The sequence below is a fragment of the Arenibacter echinorum genome (assembly GCF_003259375.1).
Taxonomy (GTDB): Bacteria; Bacteroidota; Bacteroidia; order Flavobacteriales; family Flavobacteriaceae; genus Arenibacter; species Arenibacter echinorum.
Genome location: NZ_QLLN01000001.1, coordinates 124383 through 141352, shown reverse-complemented (window position 1 = coordinate 141352; position 16970 = coordinate 124383). Strand labels below are relative to the sequence as shown.

General features: G+C 40.2%; 13 protein-coding genes. 10 read left to right on the top strand and 3 right to left on the bottom strand.

Annotated elements, in window-relative coordinates:
- Position 1 precedes the first annotated feature (1 nt).
- Entirely contained in the window at positions 2 to 697 is a 696-nt protein-coding gene (gene porT, locus LV92_RS00635) for a type IX secretion/gliding motility protein PorT/SprT (protein WP_111621759.1), read from the top strand.
- Between the two features lie 4 nt (positions 698 to 701).
- Here the strand turns inward: porT and LV92_RS00630 are convergent, their stop codons facing one another.
- Complete coding sequence (locus tag LV92_RS00630) at positions 702 to 1424, bottom strand: TrmH family RNA methyltransferase (protein WP_111621758.1); 723 nt, start codon at positions 1422 to 1424, stop codon at positions 702 to 704.
- Between the two features lie 75 nt (positions 1425 to 1499).
- On the opposite strand from LV92_RS00630, the gene tamL reads away from it, so the two are divergent.
- The 3 genes from tamL to accD are packed head-to-tail and all read left to right on the top strand — an operon-like array spanning position 1500 to position 6055.
- Positions 1500 to 4043 carry a translocation and assembly module lipoprotein TamL gene (gene tamL, locus LV92_RS00625; RefSeq protein WP_317046748.1) on the top strand — a complete coding sequence of 848 codons (2544 nt, stop codon included), beginning with the start codon at positions 1500 to 1502 and terminating at the stop codon, positions 4041 to 4043.
- 59 nt (positions 4044 to 4102) lie between these two features.
- Positions 4103 to 5170 carry a class II fructose-bisphosphate aldolase gene (fbaA, locus tag LV92_RS00620; RefSeq protein WP_111621756.1) on the top strand — a complete coding sequence of 356 codons (1068 nt, stop codon included), beginning with the start codon at positions 4103 to 4105 and terminating at the stop codon, positions 5168 to 5170.
- 24 nt (positions 5171 to 5194) lie between these two features.
- Positions 5195 to 6055 carry an acetyl-CoA carboxylase, carboxyltransferase subunit beta gene (gene accD, locus LV92_RS00615; RefSeq protein WP_111621755.1) on the top strand — a complete coding sequence of 287 codons (861 nt, stop codon included), beginning with the start codon at positions 5195 to 5197 and terminating at the stop codon, positions 6053 to 6055.
- A 46-nt stretch (positions 6056 to 6101) separates the two neighbouring features.
- Here the strand turns inward: accD and LV92_RS00610 are convergent, their stop codons facing one another.
- Entirely contained in the window at positions 6102 to 6962 is an 861-nt protein-coding gene (locus LV92_RS00610) for a hypothetical protein (protein WP_111621754.1), read from the bottom strand.
- 249 nt (positions 6963 to 7211) lie between these two features.
- Between LV92_RS00610 and rpsO the strand changes: the two genes are divergently transcribed.
- From rpsO to LV92_RS00585, 5 genes are all read left to right on the top strand, one after another.
- Positions 7212 to 7481 carry a 30S ribosomal protein S15 gene (rpsO, locus tag LV92_RS00605; RefSeq protein WP_103474172.1) on the top strand — a complete coding sequence of 90 codons (270 nt, stop codon included), beginning with the start codon at positions 7212 to 7214 and terminating at the stop codon, positions 7479 to 7481.
- Positions 7482 to 7710: 229 nt separating this feature from the next.
- A complete protein-coding gene (locus tag LV92_RS00600; RefSeq protein ID WP_111621753.1) occupies positions 7711 to 9930 on the top strand; it encodes a polyribonucleotide nucleotidyltransferase in 2220 nt (739 codons plus the stop codon).
- A 186-nt stretch (positions 9931 to 10116) separates the two neighbouring features.
- Positions 10117 to 10980, top strand: coding sequence for a sigma-70 family RNA polymerase sigma factor (locus LV92_RS00595; RefSeq protein WP_031442671.1), 864 nt, complete (start codon positions 10117 to 10119; stop codon positions 10978 to 10980).
- A gap of 276 nt (positions 10981 to 11256) precedes the next feature.
- Complete coding sequence (locus tag LV92_RS00590) at positions 11257 to 13458, top strand: B12-binding domain-containing radical SAM protein (protein ID WP_111621752.1); 2202 nt, start codon at positions 11257 to 11259, stop codon at positions 13456 to 13458.
- A gap of 294 nt (positions 13459 to 13752) precedes the next feature.
- Positions 13753 to 14046, top strand: coding sequence for a hypothetical protein (locus LV92_RS00585; protein ID WP_146613491.1), 294 nt, complete (start codon positions 13753 to 13755; stop codon positions 14044 to 14046).
- 124 nt (positions 14047 to 14170) lie between these two features.
- Here the strand turns inward: LV92_RS00585 and LV92_RS00580 are convergent, their stop codons facing one another.
- Positions 14171 to 15145: an NmrA/HSCARG family protein gene (locus tag LV92_RS00580; protein WP_111622305.1), complete on the bottom strand. Its 975-nt coding sequence runs from the start codon at positions 15143 to 15145 to the stop codon at positions 14171 to 14173.
- Positions 15146 to 15662: 517 nt separating this feature from the next.
- On the opposite strand from LV92_RS00580, the gene LV92_RS00575 reads away from it, so the two are divergent.
- Entirely contained in the window at positions 15663 to 16898 is a 1236-nt protein-coding gene (locus tag LV92_RS00575; RefSeq protein WP_111621750.1) for a DEAD/DEAH box helicase, read from the top strand.
- Positions 16899 to 16970: the final 72 nt, after the last annotated feature.

Sequence of the window (16970 nt, the reverse complement as noted above, 5' to 3'; positions counted from 1 at the left end):
TATGAAAAATATTTTTATTCTTTTAATTGTTTTTTGTGCACTAGGCAACACTGCCAATGCCCAGTTTAATGAAAAACCGGTAATGAACCTTGAAAATGAGGACGAACCATTACTAAATTGGGGATATTTTTTAGGCTTCAATCAATATGACTTTAAATTTGAATACAAAGACGATCTACCCGATATTTTAGTGGACAAATCATTTGGATTCAATGTAGGACTGATTGGGGAACTACGTCTCAACAAATTTTTGGATCTTCGCTTTGAACCTGGATTGCACTACAACCAGAGAAATTTAGGCTTTCCTGGATTTGATAACGAAAGGGATGCCATTAGGGAGGTAAAGTCGACCTATATTAACTTTCCCTTGCTCCTAAAAGTCAGTACCCTAAGACTGGGGAACTGGAAACCATTTCTGGTTGGCGGGGCGTCTACTTCATTAAACTTGGGCAGTAACGAACAAAGTTTGGACGATAACAGCAGTGCCACTTTCCGAATGAAAAAGACCACCTATTATTACGAAATGGGTTTTGGGATTGATTTCTATTTGGAATATTTCAAGTTTACCCCCTCTATCCGAGGAGTTTTTGCAATTAATGATGAATTGGTGCGTGATAATGACCCCAATAGCCCATGGACAGGCAATGTTGAGGCAATGATGACCAGGGGACTCTTTGTCAATTTTACCTTTGAATAGAGAATTACCCCCTTCTAATTTCGTTCATTAAAATAGCCGTAGCCGTTGCCACATTTAAACTTTCGGCAGTTTTAGGCCCAAACTGTGGAATGCTAATTTTTTTGTCGACTAAAGCTTCAATAGCTTCCGACACCCCATTGGCTTCATTCCCCATAACCAATATTCCCTTTTTGGGAAATTTCTCCTTATAAACCTCGGTACCTTCCATAAACGCGCCATATACCGGAACTTCGGAATTACTAAAAATTCTTTGTAAATCCCCGTACACAATATTCACCCTACTTATGGAGCCCATAGTAGCCTGTAGGACTTTAGGATTAAAACAATCCACGGAATTGGAGGAACAGAGCAGACTCCTGACCCCAAACCAATCGCAAAGGCGGATAATGGTGCCCAAATTTCCGGGATCCCGAACATCATCCAAAGCAATGACCCAGTCAGAAAAATCCAATGGCTCCGATACCGGAATATGAAATACGCCCAAGACCTTATTTGGAGTAGACAAGCCGCTCATTTTTTTCAATTCCCCCTCACTTATCACCTCAACAAAATCCCCCTCAAACTCCAACACCGTGCTATCCGTAACATATATTTTATAGACCTTCAGGGAAGAATTAAGTAGTTCCCTAACTGTCTTTATCCCCTCTGACACAAACAACTTGTTTTGCGTTCGGTACTTTTTTTGCTGTAAATTTTTTATAAATTTTATTTGGCTTTTAACAACCATACAAATAATGTATTTTTGACTTCTATGAGGACACGGCCGTGTATGCATTTAAACATTACGAAAATAGGATTATTATTGCTAGTAATTGCAATTACCTCCTGCAATGCAACAAAAAGAGTTGGCGAAGAGGAGCTCCTGTTGACCAAAAACCTTATTTATGCCGATAGTGTAAAAATTACCAATGAGGATATACATAGCCTTATTTTTCAAAAACCCAACAGCACCCTATTGGGATACCCCTTACGCCTAAATCTTTACAACCTGGCCAAGAAAAATCCAGATTCTTCCTATCAGGTCTGGTTGCACAAAAAAGAAAAAAGAGAGCAGCGCCTCATCAATATCCTATCCAAAAAACAGGTGGAAAGATTGGGGGAGTCCTTTTTGGTCAAAGGAGCTAGCGTATGGCTAAAGAATATTGGTGAACCTCCTAGCATCATAGATACCTCAAGAACAAGAAGGTCCTTGCAAAGACTGAATGCCTATTATAAAAGTAAGGGATATTTTAACAACTCCACGACTTATGAAATAGATACCAGTGCTAGAAAGCAAAGGGCCGTCATGAACTACAAATTAGAGCTGGGCACCCCTTATCTCATAGACTCGGTATCCACGAATATTACCTCCTCCGCCTTGGACTCCATTAACATGGTATACAAGAATAATTCCTTTATAAAACCAGGGCAGCGGATCGACCTCGACAATTTTAACAGTGAAAGGGAACGATTGACCAATCTTTTTAGAAACACGGGAATCCACAACTTTCAAGAAAGTTCCATTTCATACGATTTAATTGGTGACACTACCAAACTGGGGAACAATCAAAAAATGGATATCCTTTTAAATATCGAAGATCTAAAAACTAGGACAGACAACGCTCTTTCCACTTCGGAATACAAGGTACACACCTTTAAGAAGATTAATATTTACACTAACTACACCTTTAACAATGGGTTGGACAGCCTTAAAAAGGTGGATTATAAAGATTTCACGATCTATTACCAAGGAAAACTGCGATACAAGCCAAAAACGCTTACGGATGCCGTTTTCCTAAAAAAGGACAGTATCTATAGGGAAATTAACCGGATTAGAACCTATAGACAAATTACCAACCTTAATACTTTCAAATATCCCAATATTGAATTCGTAGCAGATAGTATTTCTTCAGAATTAACTGCAAATATCTATCTGTCGCCCCGGCCTAAATATTCATTGGGTACCGATTTTGATGTAACCCACTCCAATATTCAATTTTTAGGTATAGGGTTTAGTCCATCCCTACAAGCTAGAAATTTATTTAAAGGTGCAGAAAACCTGAGCATTTCGGGAAGGATAAGCATTGGGGCTTCCAGTGATCCGGACATAGCGGACAACCGCTTTTTCAACATTTTGGAAACGGGAGCCGATATCAACCTTAATTTACCCCGAATTTGGTTCCCCTTTGTAAACACATCTAAAATTATACCCAACTATATGCTTCCCAAGACCAAATTATCCATAGGAACAAGCTTTCAACAGAATATTGGTCTGGACAAGCAAACCCTGAATACTGTTTTTGGATATAATTGGTCCCCAACAGATTTCAAAAAGAATGCTGCCGAGCTGCTAAATGTGCAATTTGTTCGCAATGTAAACCCTGATAGATTCTTTGCTGTATATGAGAGTACCTATGAAAATTTGGATGAAATTGCCGACAATTACGAAACCGAACCTGCCCTGGCCGATTATTTTGAGAGCGTTGACGGCAGTACGGATCTCCAGTTGATTATTCCGGAAGGCACCACGGGCTTTACCAACGCCATTTTAAATGGAGAGGTATCTTCCAGCGACACGGATTATGAGGATGTAAGTAGTATTGAGGAAAGACGAATAAGACTTACTGAAAACAATTTAATTTTCGCAAGCAATTACACTTTTACCAAAAACAATAAAACCGGCTCAGCTGATAACGATTTTTATCAGTTTAGGTTCAAATTGGAAAGTGCCGGGAACCTATTGTCCGGGATTTCCAAAATAATTCCATTCTACACCAGTGATGACGACAAACTCTTGGTTTTTAACGTGCCCTTTTCCCAATATATAAAAACGGAATTCGACTATATAAAACATTGGAGCACCTCTAGGACCAATGTACTCGCCTTTAGGGGTTTCTTTGGTATTGCGATTCCTTATGGAAATTCGGACAACATACCCTTCGTAAGAAGTTATTTCGCCGGCGGGTCCAACGATAACCGTGCATGGTTGCCTTATTCCCTGGGACCAGGCAGGACGGAGGACGTAAACGACTTCAACGAGGCAAATTTAAAAATCGCCTTCAATTTGGAATATAGGTTTCCAATTGTAGGGGATATTAAAGGGGCACTATTTGCCGATGCCGGTAACATCTGGAATGCCCTGGACAATGTTACCGATGAGAAGGCAACCTTTGAAAATTTGGGATCCTTGGCAGACATCGCTTTGGGAACAGGTCTTGGAATCCGTTACGATTTTACGTATTTTGTATTCCGGTTGGATATGGGTCTTAAAACCTATAATCCCGCTGAAGAATCTTCTAAAAGATGGTTTAGGGACTACAATCTGTCCAACGCAGTATTCAACATAGGTATAAATTATCCTTTTTAGAGCTGATTATTTTATTACTTTTGTCCCATCTTTTTAATTAACTACACAAAAACAAGAATATGGCACACAATATTAAACCAGGAGTTGCAACTGGAGATGAGGTACAAAAAATCTTCAATTATGCTAAAGAAAAAGGATTCGCACTACCTGCTGTTAATGTTATAGGATCGAACACTATAAACGGAGTTTTGGAAACTGCTGCCAGTTTAAATGCTCCAGTAATCATACAGTTCTCTAACGGGGGCGCACAGTTCAACGCAGGAAAAGGTTTATCCAATGACGGCCAGCAAGCCGCCATTTTGGGTGCCGTTGCAGGAGCAAAACACATTCATCAATTGGCCGAAGCCTATGGTGCTACCGTTATATTGCACACAGACCACTGTGCCAAAAAATTATTGCCTTGGATAGATGGTTTATTGGATGCAAGTGAAAAGCATTTTAAGGAAACAGGAAAACCGCTATACAGCTCACATATGATAGACCTATCGGAAGAGCCAATAGAGGAGAATATTGAAATCTGCAAAAAATATCTTGCCAGAATGAGCAAGATGGGAATGACCTTGGAAATAGAATTGGGAATCACTGGAGGTGAAGAGGATGGTGTGGACAACTCCGATGTGGACGATTCCAAGCTATATACCCAACCGGAAGAGGTTGCCTATGCCTACGAGGAGCTATCCAAAGTAAGCCCTAAATTTACCATTGCCGCAGCATTTGGGAATGTACACGGTGTTTACAAGCCAGGAAACGTAAAATTGACCCCAAAGATCCTTAAAAATTCACAGGAATTTGTCACTAAAAAATACGGTGTGGAACACAACCATATCGATTTCGTATTCCATGGCGGATCGGGATCTACCGTTGAGGAAATACGTGAGGCTATTGGATATGGTGTTATTAAAATGAATATTGATACCGATTTACAATATGCCTTCTTGGAAGGGATCAGGGACTATGTTCAAGGTAAAAAGGATTATTTACAATCCCAGATCGGTAATCCAAATGGGGCCGATGAGCCGAATAAAAAGCATTACGACCCACGTGTTTGGTTAAGAGAAGGAGAAAAAACGTTTGTTACACGTCTTAAAAAGGCTTTTGAAGACCTAAATAACGTGAATACCCTATAATCCCCCAACCCAAAAAGAAAGCTTATGTCGTCTTGGTTTAAAAGAAAGGAAAAAGGAATACAAACTGCAACGGACCAGAAAAAGGATACCCCAAGGGGCCTTTGGTACAAATCACCTACCGGAAAAATTGTTGAATCCGATGAGTTGGCAAAGAATTATTATGTTAGCCCAGAGGATGATTATCATGTACGAATAGGTAGTAAGGAATATTTCGAAATTCTTTTCGACAACAACAAGTTTACAGAATTGGATGCCAAACTAACTTCCAAGGATCCGTTGAAATTTGAAGATACCAAGAAGTATGTGGATCGTTTAAAGGCGGCCGAAGCAAAAACAGGCCTTAAGGATGCTGTTAGGACCGGAGTGGGCAAATCACTGGGAAAAGATGTAGTTATTTGCTGTATGGACTTCAGCTTTATTGGTGGTTCTATGGGCAGTGTGGTAGGAGAAAAAATAGCAAGGGGAATCGATCATTCTATCAAAAAGAAAATGCCCTTTGTAATGATTTCCAAATCTGGCGGTGCACGTATGATGGAAGCAGCATTGTCACTTATGCAATTGGCCAAGACATCGGCTAAGTTGGCACAACTTGCGGATGCAGGCATCCCATATATTTCTTTATGTACGGATCCGACTACTGGAGGAACAACAGCTTCCTATGCCATGCTAGGGGATATCAATATTTCAGAACCAGGAGCCTTGATAGGTTTTGCCGGACCCCGTGTGGTTAAAGAGGCAACCGGTAAAGAATTACCGGAAGGGTTTCAGACTGCCGAATTCCTACAGGAACATGGATTTTTAGACTTTATCGTCCATCGCAGGGATCTTAAGAAGAAAATTAATCTTTATATAGATTTAATAGAAAACAACCCTGTAAGGGTATAAAAAAAGGCCCTGATCATGATCAGGGCCTTTTTAATTAAGCATTGCTCTATCTATTAAACCTTCTTAGCAAAATTTCCTTGGTTTCTCCATTTGGAAAGGTCAACATTCCCTTGGCATCACAAGTACCATCTCCAAAATCAAGGCTCACCGTGGTATCGTTTTTAGAAACCTCCAAGAACCCGCTAACGATAAACCGACAGGACAATTCCCTGCGGAGGGAGCTCATGGTTTCCCTGGAATAAACATCACCTTCCTTATTGGTATAGGTACCCTTACCGGAAATAAGAAAAACATTATCGGCCCAAAATCCGGAACCATATCCCTCTACCCATTCCCGTGTCCTATTTCCTGTAAAACTGGCAACACTACCGTCCGGCCATACTCCGTAATAACTGGCTACGGCATCGGATTGGGGGTTTCCATTGTCATTGGAACGTTTGCGCACCAAGGTGGCTCCCCCTGTTACGGCCACCTCATTAAAGGTAAAATTCTCCAAGGAAAGACTAATGGCCTTAGTTGCTGCATCCATATCCTTGGCATAACTTAAACGGATTATTCCACCTAATAGATTGCCATTGGGCAGATCGCAACCCTCTCCAAAATCTATGGTAGTTTCTTTTGTATCATTGGTAACCACTGTTGTTATAGTGACACATTCCGGCAAATAATTGGAAAGAAAGAACGATTTTGAGGTAGCCCTGATCTCTTCAGTGGCATAAACATCCTCTCCTATGTTGGCAATTTCCTCAGAAATTAAATCGGCTTCATCGCTAGCGACAAGTTCGGCAATTTCAAAGGTATCATCCTCTTCCACACTGGTTGGCTCTTCATTGTTACAGGAACCCATTACCAATAAGACCATTAGCAACCATCCTGTTAAGTTCGAATTTTTGAGACTTGTTTTCATCTGTTTTGATTTAAATGTTTACAATAAGAAAAATTTCAATTCTATCGCTGGCCAGCATTACGATCCGTTACGGCCCATTTGGCAATAACATTTCTTTAACGTTTTATATTAGGACGCCGGATAATCAAAAAAGTTTAATACACTTTTCAAAAAACATTGGGATTGTATAAGGTTTCTAAAAAAAAGTCTATCTTTGCGCCCTGATTGAAAATCAATCATGTACATAAAAATCATTAAAATAATATTGGAATGTATTTAACTAAAGAAGTAAAGGCCGAAATTTTTAAGAAACACGGCGGCGAGGCAAAAAATACAGGGTCTTCTGAAGGTCAGATTGCACTATTTACTCACAGAATTAACCACTTAACCGAACATTTAAAAAGAAACCGTAAGGATTTCAACACAGAACGTTCTTTGGTAAAGTTGGTAGGTAAAAGAAGATCACTTCTAGATTATTTAATTAAGACTGATATTGTAAGATATCGTGAGATAATTAAAGAATTAGGAATTAGAAAATAAATTACAAAAAGGGGAAAAGTTAACTTTTCCCCTTTTTTACAATATCAATAGTATTGTTTTTCAATGCTATTGTAAAGTCCCGGAGGTTTACCTTAGGGCAAAACAAAAAGCTTGCACATAGTTTTTCATTGGTCAACAACACACAACTACAACACAACAACGTCGTCTATAACAGACGAAAGACCATTGTTTAACAAACCTGTGACGATACAGGTTTTAATTCGTATTTATGATACCAAAAGTATTTAGAGAGGTCATTGACCTTGGGGACGGTAGGGAAATTTCTATCGAAACCGGAAAATTGGCAAAACAGGCCCATGGTTCTGTTGTTGTACAGTCTGGAAAATGTATGTTGTTATGTACAGTAGTTTCCAATTACAAACAAAGTGATGTGGATTTCCTTCCACTAACGGTAGATTACCGTGAAAAATTTGCAGCTTCAGGACGTTACCCAGGAGGTTTCTTCAAAAGAGAAGCAAGACCTAGTGACGGCGAAGTATTGACTATGAGATTGGTGGACCGCGTTTTACGTCCGCTTTTCCCTAAGGACTACCATGCTGAAACCCAGGTGATGATCCAATTGATGTCCCATGATGAGGATGTTATGCCAGATGCTATGGCAGGATTGGCCGCTTCCGCTGCCATCCAACTTTCAGATTTCCCATTTGAATGTGCTATTTCAGAGGTGCGTGTTGGTCGTATTGATGGTGAATTCATCATCAATCCAACAAGGGCCCAATTATTAGTATCGGATATCGATATGGTGATTGGAGCTTCAGCAGATTCTGTTATGATGGTTGAAGGTGAAATGAAAGAGATTTCCGAGGAGGAAATGGTAGAAGCTATTAAATTTGCCCATGATGCCATTAAGGTACAATGTGCTGCCCAACTTAAGTTGGCAGAAGCATTTGGAAGAAAAGAAGTTCGTGAATACGAGCCAGAAAGGGAAGATGAGGCTTTAGCCAAGAAAATCCACGACATGGCTTATGATAAGGTTTATGCCATTGCAAAAGCCGGTTCTGCTAAACACGAAAGAAGTGCATCATTCGACACCATAAAAGAAGAAATAAAAGCTACTTTCTCTGAGGAAGAATTGGCAGATTTCGGGGATATGGTTTCCAGATACTACTACAAAGCTGAAAAAGCTGCGGTTAGGGACCTTACCTTAAATGACGGACTTCGTTTGGATGGAAGAAAAACAGATGAAATTAGACCGATCTGGTGTGAGGTGGATTATCTACCTTCAACACACGGATCCGCTATTTTTACACGTGGAGAAACTCAAGCTTTGGCTACGGTTACTTTGGGAACTTCAAGGGAAGCCAACCAAATAGACATGCCATCGTTTGAAGGAGAGGAAACTTTCTACCTACATTATAACTTCCCACCTTTCTCAACTGGAGAAGCAAGACCTATTAGAGGTACCTCCCGTAGAGAGGTAGGACATGGTAACTTGGCCCAACGTGCCCTAAAAGGAATGGTCCCTGCGGATTGTCCTTATACAGTTCGTGTGGTATCCGAAGTATTGGAATCCAACGGTTCCTCTTCCATGGCAACGGTTTGTGCCGGAACTATGGCATTGATGGACGCTGGGGTACAATTGAAGAAACCTGTATCCGGTATTGCTATGGGATTAATTTCCGATAGTGAATCAGGAAAATACGCTGTGTTGTCCGATATACTTGGTGATGAAGATCACTTAGGGGATATGGACTTTAAAGTTACTGGTACTGCAGACGGAATTACCGCTTGCCAAATGGACATTAAAGTAAAGGGATTATCCTATGAAATTTTGGTAAATGCCTTAAAACAGGCAGGAGCTGGGCGTTTACACATCTTAAGCAAATTGGTAGAAACTATTGCTACACCTAATGCAGATGTTAAACCTCATGCACCTAAAATGGTTACCAGAGTTATTCCTGGCGAATTCATTGGGGCATTGATAGGACCTGGAGGAAAAGTAATCCAAGAATTACAAAAAGCTTCCAAAACTACTATCGTCATCAATGAAGATCCGATTACTGAAGAAGGTATTGTTGAAATATTGGGTACCTCACAAGAAGGTATTGATATGGTCCTAACCAAAATCGATTCCTTATTGTTTAAACCAGTGGTAGGTAGCGCATATGAAGTAAAGGTCATCAAAATGTTGGATTTTGGTGCCGTTGTGGAATATTTGGACGCTCCTGGTAACGAGGTATTGCTTCACGTATCCGAATTGGCGTGGGAAAGAACCGAAAATGTTTCCGATGTGGTAAATATGGGAGATGTTTTTGACGTTAAATACTTAGGTACAGACCCAAGAACAAGAAAAGAAAAAGTTTCACGTAAGGCTTTATTGCCAAAACCTGAAGGCTTTAAGGAAAGACCACCACGAGAAGATCGCGGTAGAAATGACAGAGGCAACGATAGAAATAGAGATAGGGATCGTAAGCCAAGAAGGGACTAGTTTTTAAATAAAAGTCACATTACCAAAGCCACGTTTTACCTTTTTTAAGGGAGAACGTGGCTTTTTTCATGCATTTTATCTAAAAAAGCAAAATAAAACGGACCAATTGTAACATTTCCAACTTTTGTACGTATAACCTAATGCAGCTTATGCTTAATGCACATAATTTAGAAAGATAAAATTTCGATGAGACAGCTTAAAATTACAAAACAGGTTACCAATAGGGAAACTGCTTCTTTGGATAAATACTTACAGGAAATTGGTAAGGTTGATTTAATTACTGCAGATGAAGAAGTAGAATTGGCACAACGGATCAAGGCAGGTGATCAACGTGCACTTGAGAAATTGACCAAGGCCAATTTACGATTTGTGGTTTCCGTTGCAAAGCAATACCAAAATCAAGGTTTGACCCTTCCGGATTTGATCAACGAAGGTAACCTTGGCTTGATTAAAGCTGCACAACGTTTTGATGAAACACGTGGTTTTAAATTCATATCCTATGCGGTTTGGTGGATTCGCCAGTCCATATTACAGGCTTTGGCGGAACAATCGCGTATTGTAAGACTACCTTTGAACAAGATCGGGTCTATCAATAAGATCAACAAGACTTTTGCTTTCTTGGAGCAAGCCCATGAAAGACAACCTTCTGCGGAAGAGATTGCCAAGGAATTGGACATGACCGTAGAAGATGTAAAACAATCACTTAAAAATTCCGGGCGTCACGTATCCATGGATGCTCCTTTAATAGACGGTGAAGATTCCAACCTATACGATGTATTGCGTAGTGGGGAATCACCAAATCCGGACAGGGAATTGTTGCACGAATCGCTAAGAACCGAAATAGAAAGAGCGTTGGAAACCTTGACTCCAAGGGAAGCAGATGTAATTCGTTTGTACTTTGGCTTGGCAGGACAACATTCCATGACATTGGAAGAAATTGGAGAAACTTTTGACCTTACCAGGGAAAGGGTTCGTCAAATAAAGGAGAAAGCTATTAGAAGGCTAAAACACACTTCAAGAAGCAAGATCCTAAAAACATATCTTGGTTAATCCAAACAATTAAAATTTTTGCGCAATTGCTTGTCCCCATTGGAAAGCTAGTGTAAAAATTGTAAATTGTATACAGTAACAACAGTTATCATGACTGTTCGTTTTTTGATTGATGAATAAACTCCGGCTGATTACCGGAGTTTTTTTTGTTAATGCAACTCATAATTGTAGCCAAAACCCAACCATGTCACCAAAAATTGGTTTTTTACCAGATAAATTAAATATTCCCATTACCCCAAACACCCCTATCTTTGTATCACCGTACACAATTATTCTATGGCGAAAGACCTCCTTTTAATAACACCTCCCTTTACCCAGTTGAACACCCCTTATCCGGCAACGGCTTATTTAAAAGGCTTTTTAAATACCAAGGGCATCAGTGCTTTTCAAATGGATTTGGGCATTGAGGTTATATTAAAAATTTTCTCCAAGGACGGAATTCGGAATATTTTTGACCATGCCCAGGCAAACAATTCTATTAGCTCGGACAACTGTCATAGAATAAACGCCTTAAAGGAAGATTATTTAAAGACCATAGATTCCGTTGTTTCCTTTTTACAGGGACATAATGCCACCTTTGCCAGGCAAATATGTACTCCAAACTTTTTGCCTCAGGCAGCGAGATTTGATCAATTGGACGATTTGGAATGGGCCTTTGGTAGTATGGGGCATCAGGATAAGGCAAAACACCTGGCCACCTTATATCTGGAAGACCTGTCCGATTTTATTGTGGAATGTGTCGATGAAAATTTTGGATTTAGTCGTTACGCAGAGCGATTGGGAAGGAGCGCCAATTCCTTTGACGAACTCTACCAGCATTTGCAAAGTAATATCACCTATATAGATCAATTGACCCTGGACATTTTGGCTGAGAGACTCAGTACGGTTAAACCTAAATTGGTATGTTTTTCCGTTCCATTCCCGGGCAACTTGTACAGTGCGTTTAGAGGTGCCCAATATATAAAGCAAAACTATCCAAAAATCAAAGTAAGTATGGGAGGGGGATTTCCCAACACGGAATTGCGATCGGTTTCGGATATACGGGTTTTCCATTTCTTCGATTATATCAGTCTGGACGATGGAGAGCTTCCCTTGGAGCTGTTGACGGCCCATTGCCTGGAAGCCCAACCTAACGATAGCAATGCCTTTCTAAAAAGAACCTTTTTAATAAAGAATGATGCTGCATTTTACAACAATCTCTCCTCAAGGACAGATTACAAACAAAGCGAGGTAGGCACCCCGGATTATTCGGATTTGTTATTGGACAAGTACATCTCCGTCATAGAAATTGCCAACCCCATGCACAGTCTATGGAGCGATGGCCGTTGGAACAAACTTACCATGGCACATGGTTGCTATTGGGGCAAATGTACCTTTTGCGATATCTCCCTGGACTATATAAAAATCTATGAACCCATCGCGGCCAAACTCTTGGTAGACCGTATGGAGGAGCTCATTGCACAAACCGGCGAAACAGGCTTTCATTTTGTGGACGAAGCCGCCCCCCCAGCCTTAATGAGAGCCTTGGCGCTGGAAATCATAAAACGAAATCTAACCGTTAGCTGGTGGACCAATATTAGGTTCGAAAAGAGCTTTGGCCGGGATCTCTGCAAATTGTTAAAGGCATCGGGCTGCATTGCCGTTTCCGGAGGGCTGGAGGTGGCTTCGGACCGATTGTTGGCATTGATCCAAAAAGGGGTTACCGTGGAGCAGGTAGCCAAAGTTAACCGTTATTTTACGGAAGCAGGAATAATGGTACATTGCTATCTTATGTACGGCTACCCTACCCAAACGGTGCAAGAAACCGTAGATAGCCTGGAAATGGTTCGACAGATGTTTCAATTGGGGATACTACAATCGGGCTTCTGGCATCAATTTGCCCTCACCGCCCATAGCCCGGTAGGTCTCAATCCTGCAGAATACCACATTATACCGGACTATCAGCCCATCACTTTTGCCAATAATGACATCCAGTTCAGGGATACCACTGGTATAGATCACGAACGGTTTAGTTATGGCTTAAAAAAATCGCTCTTTAACTATATGCACGGCATTTGTTTAGATCACCCCTTGCATCAATGGTTCGATTTTAAAATTCCGAAAACCACCATCGCACCAAACTTTATAGAAAATGCGCTTGCCGAAGAGCCTGTTCTTAACACTAAACCCAATGCCAAAATAGTGTGGTTGGGAAGTAAGCCCATCGTGGAGACCATTACAAAATCCAAAAAAGGGCAAAGCTGGATATTGCTTAAAATGACGTTTCATGACAAGGCATGTTCCATAGGCATTACTGTAGATATAAAACAAGGCGAATGGCTAAGGGACACCTTGGACAATATGTTGGTAACAAACGACAAAATCTCCACTTATGGTCAGCTTAAAACCGACTTTGAATCGCAGTTCGAGAATTTTGAGTTATTCTGGTATTCCAAACCTCTACAGACTTTAAGAAGCCACGGTTTACTGACCTTGTAAACCCGAAAAATACCTTTCACAATCACGTTAACGATATCACAATTAACAGATTACCTTCAGATCTAATCTGTAACTTTAGTTGTTATTTCAAATTTAAGCGACTGATAATGAATTTACTATAAATTCAAGACAATTACTTATCAAACCTTTTTTACAGTCCAATATTTCCCCCTCAAGTTAAGTTTCAAGTACTGCATTTATTAGAATTATATAGCACGAAGAGGAGTCCAGTAACCCCTTAAAAAAACGGGGCGTAACCGAAAAGCCACACGAGTAGGAAATAAATTCTATACTATGAAAAAAGTTATGGTTCAATTCGATTTCCGTGGCATGACCACAAAACAGTTTGACCAATGCTGGGATGAAATAAGAAAAGCTGGTCAGACCAACCCCAATGGATTGCTGCACCACTATGCCGCCCCAACATCCAATGGTATGTTGATTTTTGATATCTGGGAATCGGCAGAGCGTTTTGAAGCCTTTGGTAAAACACTTATGCCCATTTTGGAGAAATTAAAAATCCCAAAAACAAAACCTACTATTTTACCATTGCATTATGAATACAATGGTAATTTGGTTATTCATTAAGAAAAGATTTCACCTATCACTTAACTAAAAAAAATTAAAAGTGCGGTGGTTAACATCAAAAGAAGCATTGAACGATCAATGCTTCTTCTTTTTTTACTACCATAAGCCATAGAGCTTGGATTATTTAAGCAGTAGCGACTTCTCCATTAATGACAGTTTCTAATTTCTCTTTATTTTTGGACAACCAAGTGTTAAAGGACATTACTTGTGGATTTAATTCTTTTGTCAATTTCACATCCCTTGATTTGCAAAAAATATCTTCGAACTCCTTTTTAAACTGGAACATATTACCAAGGTCATCGGCTCCGGGAAACCCAAGTTTCCTGTAGTCATCGGCAGCAATATCGTTGAATCCGATTTCCACTCCCATCGCTTTAGTAAAAGCTTCGGCCATTTGTTTTCCGGTAAGCTGCTCGCTAGCAATACCCACAGTCTTATTTTGATATTTTTTTCCTGCTTTAAAGATTCCCAAGGCAGATTTACCTATATCCTCTGCTACAATTCCAGGAAGTTTGGAATTCCCTATAGGCATGGTGATTCTCAATTTTCCATCCATTCCCCTTGTGGGGCCCAAACCAAAATAGATGAAATTGTCCCAATAGAACGATGTTAAAAGCAATGTATAAGGAACTCCACTTTTTTCAAAGTAGGTATTGGAGGCACCCTTGGCATCAAAATGGGGCACTTTGTAGTTCTTCATTAGGGTCGGCATTCGATTATCACTCAAAGGAATCCATTTACGGGTATCTTCCAGAGTGGACCATATTACATGTTTTATTCCGGCTTCCTTGGCCGCCAAGGCCATATTCTTTGCCTGTTCCATTTCCTTTTCGGGAGAAAAATGTTCCCAAAAAAATGTCACACAATAAGCCCCATAAGCGCCTTTAAATGCCTTGACAATACTATCCTTATCGTCTAAATTGGCCTGTACCACCTCGGCACCCAATTGCTTTAACTCCTTGGCTTTTGGGGAATTTGCGTCCCGGGTAATGGCCCTAACCGCAAATTCTTTCTTTCCGTCATTTAGGATTGTGCGGACCAATCCGCCACCTTGGGCCCCAGTGGCCCCTACTACAGCAATTATTTTTCTGTTTTCCATAATTAATAACATTTTAGATTAATTGATCCTATTGAAGTATATCCTGAAGTGAACCACAATTCAGCTTCCGGAATACGTAAAAAATAATTCCATGGAATATTGAATTTATCTTCAACCAAAGCATTAAAACCCTTTCCGCATCTATGCCTTCTTAATTCTTAATAGCCAACAAATAAAAATATACTTACTAGGGGGAGATTTCTTTCAATCCAAAACAACCAATTTATATGGGGTTTTCGGAAGACCATTATAATATTCACTCCAATGCTCCAGTTGAGCAATGGATAAACTTAAAGCATCCCTAATTTAATGAATAACGGAATTAAATTTAAAATCCGGGCGTTAAGATTAAGCCAATTTTGAAGTGTTTTTTTAAGATAAATTCTTTCAAAACAACTTTCTTATATAACTGATTTATTGAATTTTACAATAGATAACCCATCATAACCAATACACCTCTGGATACGCCCGAATTTACCGTACCTTTGTAAAAATTTCCGGCAAAATTGTTACCTATATGAATTTTAAAGAATTAAAGCTAAATAAACATCTTTTAAGAGCAGTCGCAGAAAAAAACTATGACGACCCAACTGCCATTCAGGAAATTGCCATCCCCTTAGTTCTACAGAAAAACGACATTATAGCTTCTGCCGAAACAGGAACTGGAAAAACAGCCGCTTTTGCACTCCCCATACTGCAGCTCTTATTTGATAAGCAGGAAACCTCGGAAAAAGGTAGAAAAATTAAAGCATTGATTATAAGTCCCACCCGTGAATTAGCATCGCAGATTCATGAGAGTTTTATGGATTATGGCAAATACACCCATTTAACCTCAGCCGTTATTTATGGGGGAACAAAGATAGAACCGCAAATAGCCACCCTAAGAAAGGGAGTGGATATCTTGGTAGCCACTCCAGGTAGGTTATTGGACCTGCACAAACAGGATATGGTCAACTTGGATTATGTGGAAACATTGGTGTTGGACGAGGCCGATCTAATGTTGGATATGGGATTTATAGATGACGTTAAAAAAATAGAGCGTCTATGCCCAAATGAAAAACAGACACTCCTTTTTTCGGCCACTATGCCTTTTAAAGTTGTGCAATTGGCCGACACCATTTTAAAAGATCCCAAGAAAGTCGCCGTTACCCCTACATCTTCAGCTGCGGCCACGGTGCATCAGTTATTGTATTACACCCCAAAACCCAATAAAATAGAACTCTGCCTTTACCTTCTAAGAAATACCATAAAGGGCAATATCCTAATTTTTAGGCGAACAAAATTCGGGGTGGACAAACTGGAAAAAACCCTCCGTAACAACAATTTCAAGGTAGATAGCCTGCACGGAGACAAGTCGCAGGACGAGCGCCAAGCAGCACTAGGGAAATTCAAGCAAGGTGTAACCAACATTCTGGTGGCCACTGATGTTGCCGCCCGTGGATTGGATATAGACGATCTGGATGCCGTTATCAACTTTGACCTGCCCAATGTGCCGGAAACCTATGTGCATCGTATAGGAAGGACCGGAAGAGCGGGAAATACAGGGACATCCTATGCCTTTTGTTCCGCGGATGAAAAGGGATATTTGTCCACTATTCAAAAATTGATGCAAAAACACATCCAAGTTGTTGAGGACCATCCGTATCCCTTGGATCCCAAGGCCAAACCGCAAGTACATAAAAAACAAGGTAGCAAACATAAAAAAGGCAGGAAGTCCGAAGCCTCCAAAAAGAAAAAGAAACGTTGGTATTGATCGGAACCGTTTGGAGTACAACAACCTTGATACCCATGTGGAGGATACCTTATAAACATATCAATTCACTAC

What these genes read in the sequence shown, in the direction of transcription:
- porT (WP_111621759.1), top strand. Translation starts at nt 2, where the DNA reads ATGAAAAATATTTTTATTCTTTTAATTGTTTTTTGTGCACTAGGCAAC.
- LV92_RS00630 (WP_111621758.1), bottom strand. Translation starts at nt 1,424, where the DNA reads ATGGTTGTTAAAAGCCAAATAAAATTTATAAAAAATTTACAGCAAAAA.
- fbaA (WP_111621756.1), top strand. Translation starts at nt 4,103, where the DNA reads ATGGCACACAATATTAAACCAGGAGTTGCAACTGGAGATGAGGTACAA.
- accD (WP_111621755.1), top strand. Translation starts at nt 5,195, where the DNA reads ATGTCGTCTTGGTTTAAAAGAAAGGAAAAAGGAATACAAACTGCAACG.
- LV92_RS00610 (WP_111621754.1), bottom strand. Translation starts at nt 6,962, where the DNA reads ATGAAAACAAGTCTCAAAAATTCGAACTTAACAGGATGGTTGCTAATG.
- rpsO (WP_103474172.1), top strand. Translation starts at nt 7,212, where the DNA reads ATGTATTTAACTAAAGAAGTAAAGGCCGAAATTTTTAAGAAACACGGC.
- LV92_RS00600 (WP_111621753.1), top strand. Translation starts at nt 7,711, where the DNA reads ATGATACCAAAAGTATTTAGAGAGGTCATTGACCTTGGGGACGGTAGG.
- LV92_RS00595 (WP_031442671.1), top strand. Translation starts at nt 10,117, where the DNA reads ATGAGACAGCTTAAAATTACAAAACAGGTTACCAATAGGGAAACTGCT.
- LV92_RS00590 (WP_111621752.1), top strand. Translation starts at nt 11,257, where the DNA reads ATGGCGAAAGACCTCCTTTTAATAACACCTCCCTTTACCCAGTTGAAC.
- LV92_RS00585 (WP_146613491.1), top strand. Translation starts at nt 13,753, where the DNA reads ATGAAAAAAGTTATGGTTCAATTCGATTTCCGTGGCATGACCACAAAA.
- LV92_RS00580 (WP_111622305.1), bottom strand. Translation starts at nt 15,145, where the DNA reads ATGGAAAACAGAAAAATAATTGCTGTAGTAGGGGCCACTGGGGCCCAA.
- LV92_RS00575 (WP_111621750.1), top strand. Translation starts at nt 15,663, where the DNA reads ATGAATTTTAAAGAATTAAAGCTAAATAAACATCTTTTAAGAGCAGTC.